24 protein-coding genes are annotated in these 19,267 nt (G+C 38.4%); 10 read left to right on the top strand and 14 right to left on the bottom strand.

The genetic code is table 11. The features are described from left to right. Window positions 1-123 precede the first annotated feature (123 nt). Together H7U19_RS13355 and H7U19_RS13360 are read left to right on the top strand one after the other, a co-directional pair. Complete coding sequence (locus H7U19_RS13355; RefSeq protein WP_343069108.1) at window positions 124-765, top strand: NADPH-dependent F420 reductase; 642 nt, start codon at window positions 124-126, stop codon at window positions 763-765. Window positions 766-1,066: 301 nt separating this feature from the next. Further along, on the top strand, window positions 1,067-1,606 hold the full coding sequence (locus H7U19_RS13360) for a hypothetical protein (protein WP_186563177.1): 540 nt from the start codon (window positions 1,067-1,069) through the stop codon (window positions 1,604-1,606). 244 nt (window positions 1,607-1,850) lie between these two features. Here H7U19_RS13360 and H7U19_RS13365 read toward each other — a convergent pair whose 3' ends face one another. Together H7U19_RS13365 and hemN are read right to left on the bottom strand one after the other, a co-directional pair. Further along, window positions 1,851-2,684 carry a universal stress protein gene (locus H7U19_RS13365; RefSeq protein WP_186563180.1) on the bottom strand — a complete coding sequence of 278 codons (834 nt, stop codon included), beginning with the start codon at window positions 2,682-2,684 and terminating at the stop codon, window positions 1,851-1,853. An 18-nt stretch (window positions 2,685-2,702) separates the two neighbouring features. Further along, window positions 2,703-4,067, bottom strand: coding sequence for an oxygen-independent coproporphyrinogen III oxidase (gene hemN / locus H7U19_RS13370; protein ID WP_186563182.1), 1,365 nt, complete (start codon window positions 4,065-4,067; stop codon window positions 2,703-2,705). Between the two features lie 126 nt (window positions 4,068-4,193). On the opposite strand from hemN, the gene H7U19_RS13375 reads away from it, so the two are divergent. The 4 genes from H7U19_RS13375 to H7U19_RS13390 all read left to right on the top strand — a co-directional run bounded on the left by H7U19_RS13375 (window position 4,194) and on the right by H7U19_RS13390 (window position 6,907). Continuing rightward, window positions 4,194-4,763, top strand: a complete 570-nt coding sequence (locus tag H7U19_RS13375) for a superoxide dismutase family protein (protein WP_186563183.1) — start codon at window positions 4,194-4,196, stop codon at window positions 4,761-4,763. 91 nt (window positions 4,764-4,854) lie between these two features. Next, the gene (locus tag H7U19_RS13380) at window positions 4,855-5,385 is read left to right on the top strand and encodes an RNA polymerase sigma factor (RefSeq protein ID WP_186563185.1); all 531 of its coding nucleotides are present in this window, start codon (window positions 4,855-4,857) and stop codon (window positions 5,383-5,385) included. A 1-nt stretch (window position 5,386) separates the two neighbouring features. Continuing rightward, entirely contained in the window at window positions 5,387-6,184 is a 798-nt protein-coding gene (locus H7U19_RS13385; RefSeq protein ID WP_186563187.1) for an anti-sigma factor, read from the top strand. A 45-nt stretch (window positions 6,185-6,229) separates the two neighbouring features. Beyond that, complete coding sequence (locus H7U19_RS13390) at window positions 6,230-6,907, top strand: SDR family NAD(P)-dependent oxidoreductase (RefSeq protein ID WP_186563189.1); 678 nt, start codon at window positions 6,230-6,232, stop codon at window positions 6,905-6,907. Between the two features lie 126 nt (window positions 6,908-7,033). On the opposite strand, the gene H7U19_RS13395 is transcribed toward H7U19_RS13390, so the two are convergent. The 3 genes from H7U19_RS13395 to H7U19_RS17005 all read right to left on the bottom strand — a co-directional run bounded on the left by H7U19_RS13395 (window position 7,034) and on the right by H7U19_RS17005 (window position 9,634). Next, window positions 7,034-8,332, bottom strand: coding sequence for a tetratricopeptide repeat protein (locus tag H7U19_RS13395; RefSeq protein ID WP_186563191.1), 1,299 nt, complete (start codon window positions 8,330-8,332; stop codon window positions 7,034-7,036). A gap of 65 nt (window positions 8,333-8,397) precedes the next feature. Next, a complete protein-coding gene (locus H7U19_RS17000; protein ID WP_186563194.1) occupies window positions 8,398-8,952 on the bottom strand; it encodes a DUF4331 family protein in 555 nt (184 codons plus the stop codon). A gap of 31 nt (window positions 8,953-8,983) precedes the next feature. Next, the gene (locus H7U19_RS17005; protein ID WP_186563196.1) at window positions 8,984-9,634 is read right to left on the bottom strand and encodes a DUF4331 family protein; all 651 of its coding nucleotides are present in this window, start codon (window positions 9,632-9,634) and stop codon (window positions 8,984-8,986) included. Between the two features lie 148 nt (window positions 9,635-9,782). On the opposite strand from H7U19_RS17005, the gene H7U19_RS13410 reads away from it, so the two are divergent. The 3 genes from H7U19_RS13410 (at window position 9,783) to H7U19_RS13420 (ending at window position 11,834) form a co-directional block, all read left to right on the top strand. Beyond that, window positions 9,783-10,955: an LETM1-related biofilm-associated protein gene (locus H7U19_RS13410; RefSeq protein WP_186563198.1), complete on the top strand. Its 1,173-nt coding sequence runs from the start codon at window positions 9,783-9,785 to the stop codon at window positions 10,953-10,955. 119 nt (window positions 10,956-11,074) lie between these two features. Next, entirely contained in the window at window positions 11,075-11,410 is a 336-nt protein-coding gene (locus tag H7U19_RS13415; protein ID WP_186563199.1) for an antibiotic biosynthesis monooxygenase, read from the top strand. A 40-nt stretch (window positions 11,411-11,450) separates the two neighbouring features. Next, window positions 11,451-11,834 carry an SRPBCC domain-containing protein gene (locus H7U19_RS13420; protein ID WP_186563201.1) on the top strand — a complete coding sequence of 128 codons (384 nt, stop codon included), beginning with the start codon at window positions 11,451-11,453 and terminating at the stop codon, window positions 11,832-11,834. Window positions 11,835-11,848: 14 nt separating this feature from the next. On the opposite strand, the gene H7U19_RS13425 is transcribed toward H7U19_RS13420, so the two are convergent. The 9 genes from H7U19_RS13425 to H7U19_RS13465 form a co-directional block, all read right to left on the bottom strand. Next, window positions 11,849-12,802, bottom strand: a complete 954-nt coding sequence (locus H7U19_RS13425) for a Fic family protein (protein ID WP_186563203.1) — start codon at window positions 12,800-12,802, stop codon at window positions 11,849-11,851. Window positions 12,803-12,863: 61 nt separating this feature from the next. Further along, complete coding sequence (locus H7U19_RS13430) at window positions 12,864-13,619, bottom strand: LytR/AlgR family response regulator transcription factor (RefSeq protein ID WP_186563205.1); 756 nt, start codon at window positions 13,617-13,619, stop codon at window positions 12,864-12,866. Between the two features lie 176 nt (window positions 13,620-13,795). Further along, a complete protein-coding gene (locus H7U19_RS13435; protein ID WP_186563207.1) occupies window positions 13,796-14,116 on the bottom strand; it encodes a 2TM domain-containing protein in 321 nt (106 codons plus the stop codon). A 3-nt stretch (window positions 14,117-14,119) separates the two neighbouring features. Beyond that, complete coding sequence (locus tag H7U19_RS13440; RefSeq protein WP_186563209.1) at window positions 14,120-14,458, bottom strand: 2TM domain-containing protein; 339 nt, start codon at window positions 14,456-14,458, stop codon at window positions 14,120-14,122. 11 nt (window positions 14,459-14,469) lie between these two features. Further along, window positions 14,470-14,775: a 2TM domain-containing protein gene (locus tag H7U19_RS13445; protein ID WP_186563210.1), complete on the bottom strand. Its 306-nt coding sequence runs from the start codon at window positions 14,773-14,775 to the stop codon at window positions 14,470-14,472. A 10-nt stretch (window positions 14,776-14,785) separates the two neighbouring features. Then, window positions 14,786-16,132 carry a histidine kinase gene (locus H7U19_RS13450; RefSeq protein WP_186563212.1) on the bottom strand — a complete coding sequence of 449 codons (1,347 nt, stop codon included), beginning with the start codon at window positions 16,130-16,132 and terminating at the stop codon, window positions 14,786-14,788. 21 nt (window positions 16,133-16,153) lie between these two features. Beyond that, complete coding sequence (locus tag H7U19_RS13455; RefSeq protein ID WP_186563214.1) at window positions 16,154-16,777, bottom strand: 2-hydroxyacyl-CoA dehydratase family protein; 624 nt, start codon at window positions 16,775-16,777, stop codon at window positions 16,154-16,156. 11 nt (window positions 16,778-16,788) lie between these two features. Continuing rightward, complete coding sequence (locus H7U19_RS13460) at window positions 16,789-17,202, bottom strand: DUF2141 domain-containing protein (protein ID WP_186563216.1); 414 nt, start codon at window positions 17,200-17,202, stop codon at window positions 16,789-16,791. 218 nt (window positions 17,203-17,420) lie between these two features. Beyond that, complete coding sequence (locus H7U19_RS13465) at window positions 17,421-18,149, bottom strand: energy transducer TonB (RefSeq protein ID WP_186563217.1); 729 nt, start codon at window positions 18,147-18,149, stop codon at window positions 17,421-17,423. A gap of 277 nt (window positions 18,150-18,426) precedes the next feature. On the opposite strand from H7U19_RS13465, the gene H7U19_RS13470 reads away from it, so the two are divergent. Next, the gene (locus tag H7U19_RS13470) at window positions 18,427-19,197 is read left to right on the top strand and encodes an NYN domain-containing protein (RefSeq protein ID WP_186563219.1); all 771 of its coding nucleotides are present in this window, start codon (window positions 18,427-18,429) and stop codon (window positions 19,195-19,197) included. The last annotated feature ends 70 nt before the right edge of the window (window positions 19,198-19,267 follow it).

The raw sequence follows: 19,267 nt of genomic DNA on the forward strand, positions 1-19,267 counted from the left end.
AGAATACACCAATGGATTCCGCATCAAGTGCGGAATGACAAGGCTCTTCGAAAAAGTTTATAGAAACAAAATTAACAGCAATAAATCCCAATACCCAAAGGGAGCAAAGCTTTAACCTCTAATTTGATAATAAAAATGACTCTAGCATTTATAGGTATAGGCAATGTTGGTTTTTCACTGGCCAATAATTTGGAAAAAAATGGATACGAGATTATTGTTGCACACAATGATATCAAAAGTGAAACCGTGAAAGGCGCGCTTTCAAAAAATCCGAACTTCAAAGTAGATTCGATTCAAAATGCCATTGACAAAGCCGACATAGTATTTTTGGCCACCCCATTTTCAGCGAATGAATCCATTTTAAAACTCTTGGATTTTAAAGGAAAAATATTGGTGGATTGCACCAATCCCGTTGGCCCTGGAATTTCGCATGGTTTAAAAAGCACAATCTCGGGAGCCGAAAAAGTGCAGGAATTGGCTCCATCGGCAAAAGTGATTAAAGCCTTTACCATTTATGGTTTTGAAAACTTTAAAAATTCAGAGTACCCCAATTACAACGTAAAACCTGTGATGCTGGTTGCGGGAAACGATAGCACATCCAAATCAAAATTAAAACCATTGGTAAACGACTTGGGCTTTCAAATGAAAGACACTGGAAACCTCGACCAAGCACTGCATTTGGAACACATGACCCTGCTTTGGGTAAAAATGGTACGCCGTGATGGCCACCGCCCCAATTTTGTTTGGGGGTATTTGGAGCGGTGAGTATTACACCTCAATCCTTATCGTAGAATAGTACAAGTTTGGTTGGCATTTGACTTGCACTATTTGAAAAGTAACTTGACTTTGTGAAAGATTTCAGCTACCTTCGTTTAACGTCGGATATAGGCCATTGAAACGGCGCATATCCGTGTCAACTTTACCCAGCATTGAATACAGCATTATCATTAAGCTCGAGATGATAAACAATTAGATAATACAGTAAAAGAATAATGAAATATTTTTATAACTACCATATTAATATTAAATATATTTCTTAGAAATAACCATAAATAAAATTTAAAAAATGTTTAAACATATTTATTTATTATTACTTTTTTTTGTCTCAACTATCTCTGCTCAAATTATTGAAGTTACGCCTAAAGGATTAGTTTTTACCGAAGATGCAAACGCTCCATATATTGTTATACAGGAAAAAGGTACGGTTCAGGAGTTAAATAATAAAGTTTTGTCTTATTTAAACGGAATATATAAAAATCCAAAATTAGTAATCACAACTTCAGATAATCAAATTGTTGTGAATGCAGTAGCTAATAAATTATTTAAAGACCCTGCTGTAAATGTTAACTACAACTTAAAGATAGACTTTAAAGAAAATAAGATTAGAATAAACATCCCTCTTTTAGATATGACTCACCCCTTAAATGGTGGTGGCACTCGTAGATTACACCTTTCACTTCCGAAACGCCAACTATTTACTGATCAATATGGAATTTGGGAAAAGGACAAATTACGATTCCCAAAAGCTAAATCTGGGATTGAGGAATATTTTAACAGCTACTTTCTGAATCTTATCAACGCAATAAATGCCGAGGACGATTGGTGAAAATTATAGCATTTTTCTTGTGAATAGATTTTGAAATATTATAATACAATCTAACTAAGCTAAAAAAAACAACGTTGGGTAACACCTTGTATAATTAATGGTTTGTCTTCGGCTACTCGGAAAATCCTGCGGATTTTCCCTTGGTTCGTTCCATTTTTGGTAAGTTAGTGACTTAATCACGCAACTATCCTTACACGAACCGTTAAACGAATCTCCCCAACAACAACATTTGATTGGTGCCTATCTAAATCTTAAACGTCATCACCGGCAATGTAGAATGATTGGCCACATCCTCGCCAATACTACCCTCAAAAAAGTGCGCCAAACCTTTTCTGCCATGGGTGGGTACCACGATCAAATCTGCCCCTATTTTGCTGGCGCAGTTTAAAACGCCTTCTTCCACAGAATAATCATTGATGTAGTGTACATCCTCCATTTTATCCAAGTTGCGTTCGGCCTTGGCAAAAAAGTTGACCACTTTTTTCTCAATTTCCAAAGAACTTTGAAAGCGGTCATTGGGCAAATTCACATGAATCAAATACAATTTCGACCCCATATCCTTAAACATCTTTGACGCTTTTAAGTAAGGCTCAATGGCTTCTTCTGAAAAATCACATGCAAAGGCCACCACATCAAAATTGATTCCAGCACGATCATCCTTTACTACCAAAACTGGCACATTGGCATTGCGCACTACGCGTTCGGTATTGGAGCCTACAAAGAATTCTGCAATACCGCTGGAACCGTGCGATCCCATCACAATCAGGTCTGCATCATTCTTTATGGCCACATCATTCACCTCGCTAAACACTTTAAAATGCTTAACTATCGGGGTTAATTTTATTTCCTTCAGATAATCCTTTTCTAAAAATTTGTCAAACTTTTGCTGTGCCAATTTTAAAAAGAACACCGCTTTTTCATTTTGCAGACCGTCAGATGCTGACAACATGATATCTGACATTTCCAACATGTGCAAAGCCAATACCTCGGCATTATATTTTTTGGCCAATTTTGAAGCTGTTTTCAGGGCATATTCGGAATGCTCCGAGAAGTCGATGGGTACAATTATTTTTTTCATTAGTTCAGTTTTTAAGAGTTATACAGTCATTGAAAACAACTGTGTATCTGGTTTTTTCCGTTGCAATAGCATGTCGAATGCCATACAAACGTTACGTACAAATGGCCGTCCCTTTTCGGTAACCTGAATGCTATTGGAATCTATTACAAGTAATCCATCCTTTTCCATTTCCTTTAAACGGATCAAAACGTCCGGGAGTTCATCAAAATAAAGGTGGCTTTTGGTCCAATTCGTTTCAAACTGGCACATTAAGTTCAAAATATGTCTTCGTATAATTAAATCCTCATTATTCAAAATATGACCTCGAAATACAGGAATACTATCGTCTTTTAAAAGACTGTAATAGCTTTCAATGTCCTTAACATTTTGGGCAAAACCGTACCAACTGTCGCTTATAGAAGATACGCCCAAACCAATCATAGCCTGCGTTTTGGAAGCAGTATAACCCATGAAGTTTCGATGCAAATTCCCGTTTTCCATGGATTGATGCAGGGTATCCGTTGTTAACGCAAAATGATCCATGCCTATTTCCTCATAGCCCACTTCGGCCAATAATTGCTTGCCCGTTTCGTATTGTTGACGCTTCAATTCAGCCGAGGGCAAATCCGAATCTTTAAAACCACGTTGGCCATTCCCTTTTATCCAAGGTACATGGGCGTAGCTATAAAATGCCAATCGGTCTGGTAATAATTCCTTCGTCTTCAAAATCGTTTCGGTTACATGCTCCAAAGTTTGAAACGGCAAACCGAATATAATATCATGACCCACGGAGGTGTAACCAATTTTACGAGCCATTTCAGTAGCTCGTTTTACATTTTCAAAAGGTTGGATTCTGTGAATGGCTTTCTGAACGGTCTCATTATAATCTTGAACCCCATAACTTACGCGCCTAAACCCTACATCATATAATGCCTGCAAATGTGCTTCGGTAGTATTATTGGGATGGCCCTCAAAACTGAACTCGTGACCAACGGCTAATTCGGAAGTCTTCAAAATTTTCAGAATCAAATATTTCAAATGCTCTGGACTGAAAAAAGTGGGTGTTCCTCCCCCCAAATGCAACTCCTTTATTACTGGCTTTTCATCGAATAAATCCAAATACAAGCGCCACTCTTTTAATAGTGCCTTGATGTACGGCGACTCCACACTGTGTTGTTTAGTGATGCGTTTGTTGCATCCGCAAAACGTACACAGGCTTTCGCAAAACGGTAAATGGATATAAATACTGATGCCTTCTTTGGCATTACTTTCATTAAAAGATTGGACTAAAGTCGATTTCCATTTTTCCGTTGAAAATGTCTCATTATTCCAATACGGTACCGTTGGATAGCTCGTATAGCGAGGCCCCGCAATATTGTATTTATTGACTAAAGAATTTAACATACCTAACAATTCTACTTCAAAATTAAACCAAACCGTTTCAAAAAAACATGATATATGTCATGCTGGATTCTTGCAATTTGTGTAATAATGCCTTAACTTTCCAATGAATAAAAAAATACCAAAACCATGAAAAAATTAAGCATTTTATGCCTTGTATTGGCTGTTACGCTATCAGCATGCAAGAAGAAAAAGGAAGACATAAAAGTTGAGGAAACCGTTGAAGAAAAGTTAGAAGTAGTACAAACTAAAAAGGTAAAAATAGAGCTAAACGCAAAAAGCGAAACCAATGCTACGGGGAATGTAGTTTTTAAGGAAGAAGACGGAAGCGTAACCATGACGGCAATTATCAGCGGTTTGGAGCCGGGGGAACATGCCATTCATATTCACGCAAAATCGGATTGCTCCTCCCCTGATGGAAAATCCGCCGGAGGGCACTGGAACCCGACAAATACGCCACACGGTAAATGGGGCGCTGCGGAAGGTTATCATAAAGGAGATATAGGGAATTTTATGGCCGATGAAAATGGAAACGGTACGATTTCCTTCACCACCGATCAATGGTGTATTGGCTGTGGCGATGCAAATAAGGATATTATCGGAAAAGGTGTCATTGTACATGCGGGCGCTGACGATTTCACCTCACAACCTTCGGGTTCGGCTGGGGCAAGAGTAAGCTGTGCCGGGATTATTCAATAAAATTTTTAAAAAACCGAAATTCAAAAGCTACCAGTTTTTGGTGGCTTTTGTTGTTAATATTTGTTACTTTCGGAACACCTAATTGTTATGAATGGACATTGAAGCATTAGTTGATAAGTTTCAAAAAAAAGACGTAAAGGCCTTCGAAATCCTTTACGAAATGTACAGCGAAAGCATGCATGGGGTCATTTACAATATTGTGAGAGACCATACTATTGCCGAAGAAGTAATGCAAGATGTATTCGTAAAAGCCTGGAACAATGCCGATAGCTATTCTTCTAAAAAAGGACGGTTTTTCACCTGGCTGTTGAACATCTCCAGAAACGCGGCCATCGATAAAGTGCGCTCCAAAGCGTACAAAACCTCCAAACAAAACCTCGATGTTGATTATTTCGTAGATATAATTGAAGCCAATGAGAATTTGGATAGCAAAACAGATGCCATCGGTATAAAAAAATACGTGGGTGCGCTAGCAGAAAAATGTAAAAAAATCATTGAACTCCTCTACTTTAGAGGGTTCACGCATAGCGAAGTCTCCGAAACATTGGATATGCCAATTGGCACTGTAAAAACAAGAAATAGAAATTGTATTCAGCAATTAAGGGATATGGTTTTAAACTGATATGGATATAAACGAGTACATAGCGTCGGGCATTTTGGAACTTTATGTTGCAGGGTCACTTTCTGAAAAAGAAAACGAGGAAGTGTACAACCTGATGCAACAACACCCTGAAATTTTGCAGGAAGTTCTGGAAATTGAGGCGGCAGTTGTAAAATTAACATCCGCGACTTCCCAAAGAACGAATGCCCATATCCTAAAACAAGTTAAAAAAGAATTGGGACTGGCAGATGAAGGCACTAAAATTATAACCCTGACAAAACATAAGTACAATTGGGTAACCTACACGGGTTGGGCCGCCTCCATTTTATTGGCGAGCGGTTTGCTTTGGACAATTTACCAAAACAACCAATTGCAATCCGATATTCAAGTAGCGAAAACCCAGCAATCCTTTTTGGAAACCCAAATTGAAAACTCTAAAAACAGTTTAGTGGAAGCCAATGCGTTGATATCGGTTTTAAGGGACGACAATATTTCCAGAATCCCATTGGCCGGCCAGGGCAATTTTGCCAATACCTTTGCTAAAGTGTATTGGGATAAAGCGTCAAACCGTATATTTTTGGATGCCGAAGGTTTACCCGAACCCCCAGCCGGCATGGTATATCAAGTATGGTCTCTAACCTTAAACCCGCTGACGCCCACCAGTCTAGGCACCATAGATGATTTCATCACAGATGCCAACAAAATATTCGAGATTGAAAACAAAAACGCTAGTGAGGCTTTCGGCATTACCTTAGAGCCTGCCGGCGGTAGCGAAACCCCAACTATGGACCAATTGTATACACTTGGGATGGTGGGGTAATCGTTGTATTATTATTTATTGTCAAGCACTTGAGGCACAAACTACATGAATAAAAAAATAGTTTTGATTACCGGAGCAAGCAAAGGAATTGGACTTGCTTTGGCAAAAAAAATGCTAAACGAAAACTTCTTTGTTGTTGGAACAAGTAGAACTGGGAAAATTAGCGATATAGAAAACGACAATTTCTACTCTTTAAAATTGGATTTGTCAAAACCTAGGAGTATTGAGAATGCTTACCATAAGATTTCAAAAAAGTTTGACCGAATAGATATTCTAATAAATAACGCTGGAATTGGACCCGACTTATACACTTATAGTCCAGAAATAGAGTCTTTTAAATCGACTTTTGACGTGAACGTGACTGGCACAGTTTTCTTCACAGAGAAACTAATTGATTTAATAAGCAATAATGGAATCGTTTTAAATATTTCATCAAAAATGGGCTCAATAAATGTCTGCAAATTGACAGATTCAATAGCTTATCGAATGTCGAAAAGTGCTTTGAACATGTACACCAAAATATTGACAAATAGGCTCAAAGATAAAATTAGAGTTGCAGTTATTCATCCTGGCTGGGTTAAAACTTCTATAGTAGAAACCAACCTAAAAAATGGCAGATTGACACCCGAACAATCCGCAGAAAATATTTTTAAATTTATCAAGTCCAATTTTACGAGTGGTACTTTTTGGAATTCAGAAAACGAATCTGAATTGTTGTGGTAAAAAAAGAAAGCCACCAATCGCTTTTAAGCGATCGGCGACTTTCGTCCAAACAAAAAACCTAAAAACCAAACCTAATCTAGGTTTTCAAACAAAGATTAATTCCCTCAAATTAACTGCTGTAAATAATCAAATATTTTTTATGCTTTGTGTGGCCAGTGGGCCCAATTCAAAACTGCTTTCCAGTAACTCCTTTTTTAACTTTTCAGCCTCTTTTTGTTTACCGTTGGCCTTATAAATCTCAGCTAAATGATACAGAGCTTCAGGCTCAAAGGTTTTGTTCACTACCTGTTGCTCCATAATTTTTAACGCTTCCTTTTTATCTCCGTAGTTGAAATAGGTCCACGCCAATAAATCATAAGATTGAGCGGTTGGCCTGTTTTCAATTTCCTTATGGGCAATTTTAAGCGCCTCGGTGCTTTTGGCTTTATCCTCGGCGTACAAAAGCACATTATATTTGTTATACATATCGCCATATTCCGTTTTGGCAACCGCATCAAAATAGCGTTTTAATTCAGTATTTTTCCGATTGGCATCACCTTTAAATTCAGCTATTTCAGCTTTTAAAAGATAATAATCAGGAGCCTTGTGGGTTTGAGTAACCGCATCCAAAATCCGTAAAGCTTCGTCCGCATTTTTTTCATGTGAATATACTATCCAAGCTATCCCCTTTTTGGCGTATGCATCATGTGGATCCAACTCCAATGCTTTTAAATAATGGCTGTAAGAGGCTTTTATATCTCCAGCATGACCGTAGTAATCCGCAAGATTGGTATAAGCCCATTGCATCAACGCCTTATTTTTCGATGCTTCAGCAATTTCAGTGGCCTTTCTTAGATATAAAACAGCATCATCCAAATTGCCTTCGTGATCGCTCCATTTTGATAATCGAATTAAAAAATCAAAATCCTTATAGTTTTCGATAAGGCTTAAGTACTGTTTTGCCTTTTCGGTATTGCCCAATTCCAAATGCACATCGAATAACATTTTTTGAGTAGCTTTTAGTTTTTCGCCGTTTTTGTCGGCCTTTTCAAGCACTTCCAAAGCCTCTTTAAATTTATGTTGCGAAATGTAATTTCTGGCCAATGCCCTTAAATATCCCGGCGAATTATAATTGGTTGCTTCATTGGCTTCCACCAATTTTTTTTCGGCTTCGATTAAATTTTCGATGTGTCCCGTTAGTGAAAATATAAGAGATTGGGATGCTGCAGCCTTTGCCAAATACGGAAATTGATTTGGCTCTTTTTCTAGCTTTTTTTCCCAAAATTCATAATCTTGTTGTGCAACATCCAGTCTCTTATTGTCTTTTGCAGTTAAATAGGAATTGTAATCTTCAACTCGGGTCACTATCCTATCGGTTTCTTTAGTATCCTTGCACCCTAAAAGGCAAAACGCCAAACTAAATAGTGCGATATGTAATGTTTTCATTGTTGCGGTTTTTTGTTAAGTTAAATCTGGGCACACCTTTGATAGTATACCCAGAAAAATAGGTTTTACCAAGGAGTGGCCAAGTAAGGAAATGAGGTTAAAAATGCCTTGTCGTTAGCATCTACATTGTCGTTGGAAAGCGATGGATTTTCCATAAAATCCTCACCACCAAAAATCAACAACAATTCTACGGTAATGACGTCATCGGCTAGTGCACGACCTGTCAACACATTGGTGCCGTCAAAAAAAGTGGTGGTGCCGTCCAAGGACACATTTAGTACATCGGTAGCCAAAAGTCCTGTAAATGAAGGAGCATCCAATCCTAAGGCATTTTGATCCCCAGGGTTTGCATAGGCCGGGCTCAACGCCGTTAAATTCGTTTCGAACATACTTTGAAATGCCGCGCTTTGCTGCGAAGGAATAGTAGTGTTAAACATATCCTTGCTAGAGGAAGACACAAAAACCGTGTTTACCGCTGGTCTTCCCATTTGATCTGCCTGACTGTAGGTTCCTGAAAAATCAGGTCCGGTTGGAGGCATTATCGCATCATCATTATTAGAGCAGTTGAATGCTAAAAATGATAGTGTTATCGTTAGTGTTAATATTTTTAAAGTTTTCATAATGTATATCTTAAAATGAAGTAATCCGTTATTATTTTGTTTTGGTTTCAACCCATGTATTTATGGTTCCCGAACCTCCAATCATAGATTTGGGCACCTCAACCACAATGGACATGACGTTGGTTCCGGCAAAGGTGTCCGACCCTGGATTGTTAAACCCTGTGGCGTTGCCCGCAATAATTTCAGAATACTGGGCAAAATCCATAAAGAAAGGATCGTCTCTTGGGCCTGCAAAAAAGCTCATATCGCCATTGCTTGCAATAATTGCATTTGAACCATAGGCTGTAATATCGACAACGCCACCCACCGTGGCCGTCGTTTGTATGGTACTATTTAAACCGGTTTGTGAGGGTGCTACAGGACCAAAAAAGTACATTTTGCCGTCCCTCGGTATGGCTTGGATGACCAAATCCTCCACATTATCACCTGAAGTATCGATATTAAACTCTACTAGCACGCCTTCATCGAAGGTTGCGTCAGCAGTATTTACCGGACTTATCAAACCCTGAACATTGGCAACAAACACCAAATTATCCGTGTTTTCACCCTGAAAGGCATAAAAATCGGTGATATCGCTGGATCCACCTTGTACCGCCGGAGCATCTATATGATCGGCCGCAATAGCAAAGAAACTAGCCACAGCCAAAACCCCCGCTCCTAAAATTGTTTTTAAATTTTTCATAATTTTTGTGATTTTTAAATATTTATTTTGAGACTCTCGCCAATACCTACGGAAAAACAAAATGAGCGGTTTTGTTAAAATTTTGTTAATGAAAAAATATTCAGGATTCACTTCAAAAAGTTTAATTTTGAAGTATTAATTTGGAAGTATGAACCCATCATCGGCAGGTTGGATAAAAAAACTGGAGAGCGAAATAGTATTGAACGACCTTTTTTTGGGATTCGATTCTGAAACGTTTTATGACGCTTTAAGAACCTGTGGGTTCATTTATGGAAGCAACCAACAGGTCGTTGCCCAAGTGGTTCAAAAAAAGGATCTTACCGAGGAGGAAATCTGTAAAATTAACCTGTGCTTGGCTTTTTATTACAAGCATAGTATTTCCAAAAGTGATACGCCTTTTGTTGAAAGCGTCATCAATTTTTATTCTGAAATCAACGAAACCAAAACCTCCTTTTTTAATGAATTACTCGGAGGAAAAAAGTCGCCGGAACAACTTGAAAAAATCATTCACAAGCGCATTCAAATAGACGACAATGTACTGACGAAAAACTTCAACTATTTCATAATTAACGCCCTGCTTTATATTGATGTTTTGGCATATCAACGGTACCTGGAGCAGGGCTCGTTTTCCTTGGATTATATTAAGAAACTAGAGGGTGCCATCATTACAATTTCTTTAGATGTTTTGAATTCCAAGGAAGAAAAAAGCGACTACGATTTAAGTTTGATTAAATTGTTCCAATCCTCTTTACGATTTAGCGAGAACCAAAGTTTGGATTACAAAAAGTCGGTGTCCTATTTAAAGTCGATGCACGAACGCTACTATATTTTGGATTTGGCATGCATGGCCACTTGGAGCGACCAAACCATCGATATTGACGAGCAACATTTCCTTGAAAAGCTGGGAATGGACTTAAAACTCAGTATTTCCAGAATTCATCAGGCCATAAAATCCGTCAACCAATTTTACACCATTCACAAGGACAACATTGCCCTGTTGAGCTCCAAAAATGTGGTACAGAGCTTTTACAACAACTCTAGTAAAATGGTAAAAAAATTGATTACCAGAAACAGCAAACGCCTCTATCAAGAACTAAAGGACAGCAAAGAGTTGATGGTACTTTTGACGCAATCCACACTGCGGGATTTAACCGAAGACGAACAAAAAAAGGTTCAGGAGCAACTGTTGGACATTTTTAAATCCATCCCAAGTTTGGCCATTTTTATGCTCCCTGGAGGTGCTTTGTTGTTGCCTTTGGTCGTGAAATTTATTCCGAAACTTCTGCCCTCGGCTTTTGATGAAAATCGGGTTGAGGATTAGTATTCATATTGATTTTGTACTCATATTCATTTATCTTAGCAAAGGGTTGAAAAGAAATCCACATCAATGACATAAACACAACTGGGGTTTAGCTCCAAATTGAAAATAATTGAACCCATATGAGTAATAAGAAAAAAATCATCAGAACCTGGAAAGGTTGGACTTCCTTAGAGAACGCACCAATTTATGAAAACATGCTTATTAACGAGGTGTTTCCTGAAGTGAAAAGAAAGGGTGTTAAAGGTTTAGAGAAAGTCAGTATTTCTACAATGGAAAAGAATGATGAGATGGAGTTTTTTCTTGTCCTTCAATTTGATTCTTTAGAATCCGTAAAAATGTTTGCGGGTGAAAAATATGAAACCGCCTATATTCCAGAGAATGCGAAAAGTGTATTATCAAAATATGATGGGACGGCTCAACATTTTACCCTGAAAGAAGAATTAATATTAAAGTAAAACTCTGCCAACAAAGAACCGAGTTAAAAAACAAAACAACATGCAGTTCACCCTAAAATCAACGTTTAACACCACAGCAAAAGAACTATATCTCAGTTGGTTAAATAGTGAAAACCATTCAAAAATGACAGGTGGATTGGCCGAGTGCTCGGATAGTGTTGGGGGAAGTTTTACTGCATGGGATGGCTACATCTGGGGGAAAAATATAGAGTTGGAGCCTTTTCATCGTATTGTGCAATCCTGGAGGACCACACAATTTAATGACAATGAAAAAGACTCCCAAATAGAAATTCTGCTCAAAGAATTAAATGACGGACAAACGGAATTAACATTGATCCACACAAACCTTCCAGAAAGTGGGGAACATTATAAAAAAGGTTGGGAAGACCACTATTTTGAACCCATGAAAGCGTTTTTTGGATAAAAAAAGTAGGTTAACTACCGTTGCCTTTTCCGGCCTTCAACATAATTATTGATGGCCTCTTTTGTGGTGTACCAATTCCTGCCTTCTTTATGGGCATCGATTTTACCCTGTCGGGCCAGTAAACTAATATATTCCTGACCGTAGTGCACATCGGGCTCTTTAACAATATCTGAAATGATTTGATATTCATCGGTGCTATCGGGCAAAGCACTGATATAAATGTTCAAAGTGCGCTCAAGTGATTGGCACATTAACAGCATCAATTTGGAATAATTCCCATTATTGGCCTGGTTTAAGGCATCGTAATATTTTTTTCGGTCATTCTTTAAGATGATAGCCGGCGGAAAACCCGCTTTCATCAAAATGAGGTTCATGGCCAAACGCACAGTACGCCCATTCCCATCAAAAAACGGATGAATCCAAACAAATATATGATGAAATACCGTAGCCAACTCAATAACATTTAAACCCAAAGGATTATCAACAACAAAATGCACCAATTCATCCACCAACCCAGAAACCTTTCTGGCATTAGGAGGCACAAAATTAGCTCCTGAAATACGTACACCAGCGTTTCTTAGCCTACCGGCAAAATCATCCTCAATAGAACGAAGCACCAAGCCATGCAAAGACAAAATATCCTTAGCAGAAAATATCGCGTTTTTATCCACTAAAGTGTATAAATAATCAATAGCCGTTTCATGGTTTTTAGCCTCAAAATGCTCCCTTAGGGATTTGCCCTTTATCGTTACGCCCTCTTGAAGCACCATTTGCGTTTCCCGAAGACTTAAAGTGTTACCCTCAATACTGTTAGAATTATAAGTCCACTCAATAGATAAAGCTTCCTTAATTTTTTGCAGAGCAATATTGGGCAAAGGCCTTGCCTCCACTAAAGTGTTTGTTTTATCAAATAAACGCTCAAAAGTAGTACCCAGCTCTTCCCGATATGTTGTATCAACCTCCCACACACCCCAAAGGTACAAAATATCGTTTAAACTTAAAAATAAACCTATCCGATATTAAGGGTTTTTACTCCAACCAAGCCCTAAAATCCTTTACCCGTTCACGGGCAACGATGACCTCCTGTTCGTTATAAGAGTTTAGTTTTATTTGCAGTCGCGAATTGGTATAGCTTACCATATCCTTAATGGCATTGATGTTTACGAAGAATTTACGGTTGATGCGGAAAAACGTTTGCGGTTCCAATTCATCTTGAAGATATTCTAAAGTGGTGTCCATCAAATAATTTCTGCCATCCACGGTGTAAAGATACGTGCCTTTATTTTCGCTGTAAAAGCATTCGATTTCATCAATATTAATCAATTTCAAATGCTGACCCACCTTAACGGAAAAGCGCTTTTTGTATTCCCGATCAATCGGATTGACCAACAGTTTTTTGATATCGTTGAAATCCAAAGTAACGGCCTGCCTTTTAGGCAACCGTTCTTGGTATTTTTTTACGGCTGTTGCTAATTCATCTTCATCGATAGGTTTTAATAAATAATCAATGCTGTTCAATTTAAAAGCCTGAAGGGCATATTCGTCGTAGGCCGTGGTGAAAATAACCGCAGATTTAATTTCGATAGTTTCGAAAATTTCAAACGACAGACCATCACTTAGCTGGATATCCAAAAAGATTAAATCAGGATGGTGGTTGTTTTGAAACCACGTGATCGACTCCTCGACGGAATGCAACAGCACTTCGGCATTTAAATCCAAACTTTGGAGCATCCGCTGTAAACGCCTTGCTGATGGTTTTTCGTCCTCAATTATTATTATGTTCATTTTTAAAACTGTTGACTGTTTCTAATATTTCGAATTTATTTATCGATATTTTATTTAACTTCTGCATTGCGTTAGGGATTGAACGGCATGTTTGAAATCCTCGACGCAGGAGGGATTGAGTAGTGAAAGCCCGACCCTCCCGATAGCTATCGGGAGTGGGTAACGCCCAAATAAAATTACTCCCACATCCTGGTTTCGTTTTGCTCTTTTTTCAAGAATTCCTTCGCTCTATCGTTTTCCCATTTTTTACTAAAAAAGGTTTTTCCCTTCAGTGCCCACCTCCCGTGCAAAATGATAAACGCGGTCCATGCTACCATTATGATTGAATTAAACCAGTTAAAAAAATTGGCGTATGGCCCAGCAACTATCATTAAATTCCAAATCAACAATGCCACTACGATAAAATAGCCCACCAAATGATAGTAGAATATTTTAACCTGGCGCACCTTTTCCTTGGCCTTTAAATAGCTTTGATTTTTATCTGAATCCGTTTTCATCTTTTACTCAAATTGACGTCTATCCTGCTCTTCCTTTTCCATAAACTCACGGATTTTCCGTTCTTCCCATTTTTTACCGAATGCGAAGCGCCTACCAAATACACCAATGGCGTGAAATCCAAGGCCGATGCCCCAAAAAACAGGGGTGGCCCATGTACCGAAGTGGAAAAAACTGCCTCCGTTATATATAATCATTCCAACAATGAAGATGTTAACCGCCACGTACCAGAAGGCGTGCCAGTAAAATCCCTTCAATTCCTTTAAGCGCTTTTCTGCCCTTAGGTAGGCCTCTTCATTACTATAATTCTTTTCGCTATATGGCTTTATATCGTAATTTTCCATTGTTGTTAAATTTAATTCCATCTATTCTCTCGTTCTTCACGCATAAATTGTTCTATTTTTCGTTGTTCCCATTTATGGCCAAAGATTGGGTTTCGAGCATATACACGGTAAGCATGAAATGCAATTCCAATACCCCATCCTATAGCCGAAAACAAGAACCATTTAATTTCCCAAAAGGTTTTATAGTTGATAAAAGCCAGGAAGGGAATTACGAGGCAATATGCAAAAATATTGCAGTAGAGCCCTTTTAGTTCCTTAACACGAAGCCTTGCTCGTGTAAATCTGTCATTCTGTTTTTCGATTGATAATTTTTTCATAGTAATACATTTAATTCCATCTGCCGTTTTCCTGTTCCTCCTCACGCATAAACTGTTCTATCTTGCGACGTTCCCAATTGCCCCCCATGGCCTTATCACTTACAAAAACCTTAAAAGCCTGAATAGCCAAACCTAGACCCCAACCAAATACCGGGAACCAAAACCATTGAAAATTCCAGTACGTTTTGTAATTGATAAAGATGAGGAAAGGAATAACCAAAACATAGGATATTAAACTGAAATAAAATCCTTTAAGCTCCTCTACATGTTTTTTGGCACGCAGATAACCGTCGTCCAATTGATTTGATGATTGTGGTCTCATAACTGATATTTGTTTGGTGAGCATAGGGATGGCCACGGCAAACCTGTTAGCTCCTTTGTCGATATTAATTTTTCTTTGTGTTAATAAACTGTAGCGTTGCATAATGTTGCTTAAGCCTACGCCACTACTCTTTTTTACGATTTGTTTGGGTTGCAAATTGTTTTCAACCACTAAAAACCCATCATCCTCATAAATTTGAATATGTAGTGGCTTACTGGAAGTCACCATATTGTGTTTTACTGCATTTTCCAAAAGCAGCTGCAAAGATAATGGCACCACCTTACTGTCTGGATTTTGGGCCCTTTCCGGTAAGGTAAATACAATACTATCCTCAAATCGCATTTTAAGAAGGGACATATAGGTTCTGGCAAATTGCAATTCCTCATCAACCGTAACCAATTCCTTATTCTTTTGTTCCAAAACATAGCGATACACTTTGGAAAGCGAAGTGGTAAACTTTTGTGCCTGATTTGGGTTTTCCTCAATTAAACTGGTCAGCACATTCAAACTATTAAAGAGAAAATGAGGATCCAACTGGTTTTTGAGGGCATCGAACTTGGCGCTTGCGGTACCGGCAATGACTTTTTGTTCCTTAATGCGATTTTGTTGGAACCTATTGTAGAAATAAATAACGTGAAACACACCAACGATGGCCAGGGTAATCCACACTCCGAATTTATAGTAACCAAACTTTTCGCTGGACAAAAATTCCTCAAAGGTGTAACCGAGATAAAACACATACGTTCCTGCCCTAAGCAAAAACAATCCAGCAAGTGTAAGAACCGTCGATCCAATTACCCCTGCTATAATTCGCTTAAGCGGGTTATTTTTGTTCCAATTGAAACGCTCCATATAATCAAAGAAATACATGTTGGAGTATCCCAGGACGAAGGCGTATAACTGATAGAACGAAAACTCGATAAAAAACTCATTGGCATCCTTATAATCAAATCCATCGTATAGAAACTGTGCTATGAGATAAACAACGCATCCAATGATAAAGGTGATAATGATTTTTTTAATCGAAGCTTTCATAATGTATTAGGTACTTAAATCTTATTTTTCGCAAGATTTCAAAAGCATTTCAACACGGTCCTTACCCCAATTAGGGTGAAATGGCGACTCTGGTTTAAAATTAGCAAAAAGTTCTTTGGCTCTTTCCAAATCCTTGCAAAACGGCGTAGTATCCTGCCCAAAATACTGGGCACTACCAATATTCCATTCCGCATTCGAGGCTACTACCCTCGGATTTTCCGGAGCTATGGCCTCTGCCTTAGCATATAATTCTACCACTTTTGGTGACAGTGTCATGCCATAAGTAGCCCCATCCGATGCAATCCAAGCTGTGTGCAACATGGCCTGCATTACCATAATTTCGGGGTTGTTTTTGGAAATTGCCGTTGCATCATTCAACAAATCCTGTGCTTTTTTCAATTGCGCGGCGAGTTTGTCTTTGTCCTTTTCTCCAAAACTGGTGACAATATTGATTTGGGCAGCCCAATAGGGTGGCAACCAATTATCGGGTTCTGCCGAGGCTATACGTTCAAAGAGGTTTACAGCTTCGCTAGGTTTACCATTGCCCCATAATTCAAAGGCTTTATTCATTCCCTTTTCATAATTGGTTTGCGCAATGGTTACTGTTGAGATTAGAAGTGTTGCAATGATGATTAACTGTTTCATTCTGATTGATTTTAAAGATTAATATTTTGCTTTACTGATTTATTCTTTACTTCGAACTTGGCATCCTCCCATTTTGGAGGCCCCATAAATCCTGTGGCATTATTGGAACATCCGTAAGCCTCTTTCGGAATGCCAAACATACCAGTATCCATTTTGTTATTTCCGTTTTCATCGTGAAATAAAGAAATGGCGTAAATACCATTAGGAACATTTTTAAACACGACCGTACAACTATTATCTTCAATTTTTGAATTGACATGCTTAAAGCCTTTTCCTAAGAAACTTTCCTCGGTATTGTATAGCCCAACAAATACTTTTCCATCGTTGCTTTCTAAATTTGAAACAACAACGGTAATGTCGTTTTGGGCCATAACACAGGAAGTGAAGACAACTAAGCAATAAATAGTCTTAAAAATGCGGTTCATAATATTACTAGTTTTTAATGATGAAACAAATATCAGTGCAAAATCGAAGTTATTAAAACTATCCTTACCGAATTGTTAAATACCCATACTGAATTGTAATTAAGTAGATTTTTATCTCAAACGAAGAAAAAGAAAAGGCCGAAAACATCTTAAATTAAGACATCTTCAGCCTTTCAAGCACAATAACCGCTTAAACCCAAAAAAGTCAGTTATGTATTTTATTGTTCGGCCATCACAAAATTGATGGGCAGGCTAAAAGGTACGCTCACAGGTTTGCCACGCTGTTTACCCGGAATCATTTTTGGCAATCTATTGATGATGCGCTTAGCCTCATTCTCAAGCATTTTATCTGGTCCGCGGGTTCTTACTTTGGTAATGCTACCATCGGACGCAATCACAAAAATGACATAAACCCGTCCGCTAATACCCATTTCTAGGGCTACTTCTGGGTAGTTAAAGTTTTTTGCAACATGGGCATTTATCATTTCCTGAAAGCATTTTTTACGTTCCGGTTTCGCAACATTCTCGCATCCCGGAAAAATCGGAGCATCCTCAATAATGGCAAAAGGTACTTCAACGTACTCCTCAACAGCTTCCACATGCACATCCTCAACCCTAACTACATCCCGAATTACGTCCTCCTGACTGGTCTCAGTGCTTTCAAAAACGGTTTCCTCCACTTCCTCGGTGTCCTCCACAATGGTTACCGACTCCTGTGTTACCGCTGGTGGAGGTGGCGGAGGTGGTGGTGTGTCCATTGTAACCAGAGGAATTTCCTCTTCAATTTCTGTATCCATTTGGACAATGTCTGCAATAATCTCTTCCTGCTCATAGGTTTTATGCTCCAATGCCTGCCATGATAAAAACAGCATAACATTGAGTCCTATGGCGAAATAGAGGCTGCTATTCCGGCCTACCTCTAATTCTGGGTTCTTTTTAGGTATCATGCTTTTAATTTTAATGGTTAACACCTCAACAGAATGGCAATAAAAATCTACCATCTTGAACGTTCAAATTATTACATTAAAGTTACCTCAACCTACTGAGAATTACTATGATAATTATCATATTTTCAATTATAACACCTCATAAATGACAATATGAAAATACAATCTTGTTTTTTGTTCAATATTTTAGCATATTCAGAATTTGAAAGAAAACAATTATATGTTTGTGATACGAAAAACTTAGCCTTAACTTACCTGCTCATTTTAAAGCTTAACTATGAACATTAATCTTGCCGTTTTAATTGATGGCGACAATATTCCCGCCGGCCATGTAAAGGAGATGATGGAGGAAATTGCAAAATACGGTAACCCTTCCGTAAAACGTATTTATGGCGATTGGACCAAACCCCATTTAAACAAATGGAAAAACGTACTACTAGAAAATGCCATAACGCCAGTACAACAATACAGTTACACCATTGGGAAGAATGCAACCGACTCCGCAATGATAATAGATGCAATGGACATCTTGTATTCAGGCAAGGTTGATGGGTTTTGTATCGTTTCTAGCGATAGCGATTTCACAAGGCTTGCCCTAAGACTTCGCGAGGCTCGCATGCAGGTAATTGGTATTGGTGAAAGAAAAACTCCAAATCCCTTTATTGTCGCATGCGACAAGTTTATTTACATTGAAATTTTAGGCAGTAGAACTGAGGAAAAAGAGGATACTGAGAATGGCGATGACAAAAAGGAATCGAAACCCTCAGTTGACAAAATTACCCATAAAGAAATCAATTTGATACGCTCGTCCATTGCTGACCTTTCAGATGAAGACGGCTGGGCATTCCTAGGGGATGTGGGCAGTTTGATACAGAAAAAACGCCCCAATTTTGATTCCAGAAACTACGGTTTCCAAAAGCTGACACCCTTAATAAAATCTACTGGAAAGTTCGAAATTGAGGAACGCAATGCCCCCAACAACCCCAGATATAAGCATATTTATATCAAGAATATTGAAAAGCGACGGTATCAAAGGCGGAAGAAGTAACTTAAGCTAAAGCTCTGCATAGCCAGCCAAAAGAAGTGGCATAAACGGAATAAAATTCTGCATATAAATA

This window comes from Hyunsoonleella aquatilis (genome assembly GCF_014270105.1).
GTDB classification, from domain to species: Bacteria; Bacteroidota; Bacteroidia; order Flavobacteriales; family Flavobacteriaceae; genus Jejuia; species Jejuia aquatilis.

Coding starts and splice junctions, on each gene's coding strand:
- H7U19_RS13365 (WP_186563180.1), bottom strand. CDS start 2,684: ATGAAAAAAATAATTGTACCCATCGACTTCTCGGAGCATTCCGAATAT.
- H7U19_RS13410 (WP_186563198.1), top strand. CDS start 9,783: ATGAACCCATCATCGGCAGGTTGGATAAAAAAACTGGAGAGCGAAATA.
- H7U19_RS13450 (WP_186563212.1), bottom strand. CDS start 16,132: ATGAAAGCTTCGATTAAAAAAATCATTATCACCTTTATCATTGGATGC.
- H7U19_RS13435 (WP_186563207.1), bottom strand. CDS start 14,116: ATGAAAACGGATTCAGATAAAAATCAAAGCTATTTAAAGGCCAAGGAA.
- H7U19_RS13390 (WP_186563189.1), top strand. CDS start 6,230: ATGAATAAAAAAATAGTTTTGATTACCGGAGCAAGCAAAGGAATTGGA.
- H7U19_RS13415 (WP_186563199.1), top strand. CDS start 11,075: ATGAGTAATAAGAAAAAAATCATCAGAACCTGGAAAGGTTGGACTTCC.
- H7U19_RS13455 (WP_186563214.1), bottom strand. CDS start 16,777: ATGAAACAGTTAATCATCATTGCAACACTTCTAATCTCAACAGTAACC.
- H7U19_RS13375 (WP_186563183.1), top strand. CDS start 4,194: ATGAAAAAATTAAGCATTTTATGCCTTGTATTGGCTGTTACGCTATCA.
- H7U19_RS13380 (WP_186563185.1), top strand. CDS start 4,855: ATGGACATTGAAGCATTAGTTGATAAGTTTCAAAAAAAAGACGTAAAG.
- H7U19_RS17000 (WP_186563194.1), bottom strand. CDS start 8,952: ATGAAAACTTTAAAAATATTAACACTAACGATAACACTATCATTTTTA.
- H7U19_RS13385 (WP_186563187.1), top strand. CDS start 5,387: ATGGATATAAACGAGTACATAGCGTCGGGCATTTTGGAACTTTATGTT.
- H7U19_RS13445 (WP_186563210.1), bottom strand. CDS start 14,775: ATGAAAAAATTATCAATCGAAAAACAGAATGACAGATTTACACGAGCA.
- H7U19_RS13430 (WP_186563205.1), bottom strand. CDS start 13,619: ATGAACATAATAATAATTGAGGACGAAAAACCATCAGCAAGGCGTTTA.
- H7U19_RS13360 (WP_186563177.1), top strand. CDS start 1,067: ATGTTTAAACATATTTATTTATTATTACTTTTTTTTGTCTCAACTATC.
- H7U19_RS13460 (WP_186563216.1), bottom strand. CDS start 17,202: ATGAACCGCATTTTTAAGACTATTTATTGCTTAGTTGTCTTCACTTCC.
- hemN (WP_186563182.1), bottom strand. CDS start 4,067: ATGTTAAATTCTTTAGTCAATAAATACAATATTGCGGGGCCTCGCTAT.
- H7U19_RS13470 (WP_186563219.1), top strand. CDS start 18,427: ATGAACATTAATCTTGCCGTTTTAATTGATGGCGACAATATTCCCGCC.
- H7U19_RS13440 (WP_186563209.1), bottom strand. CDS start 14,458: ATGGAAAATTACGATATAAAGCCATATAGCGAAAAGAATTATAGTAAT.
- H7U19_RS13465 (WP_186563217.1), bottom strand. CDS start 18,149: ATGATACCTAAAAAGAACCCAGAATTAGAGGTAGGCCGGAATAGCAGC.
- H7U19_RS17005 (WP_186563196.1), bottom strand. CDS start 9,634: ATGAAAAATTTAAAAACAATTTTAGGAGCGGGGGTTTTGGCTGTGGCT.
- H7U19_RS13420 (WP_186563201.1), top strand. CDS start 11,451: ATGCAGTTCACCCTAAAATCAACGTTTAACACCACAGCAAAAGAACTA.
- H7U19_RS13395 (WP_186563191.1), bottom strand. CDS start 8,332: ATGAAAACATTACATATCGCACTATTTAGTTTGGCGTTTTGCCTTTTA.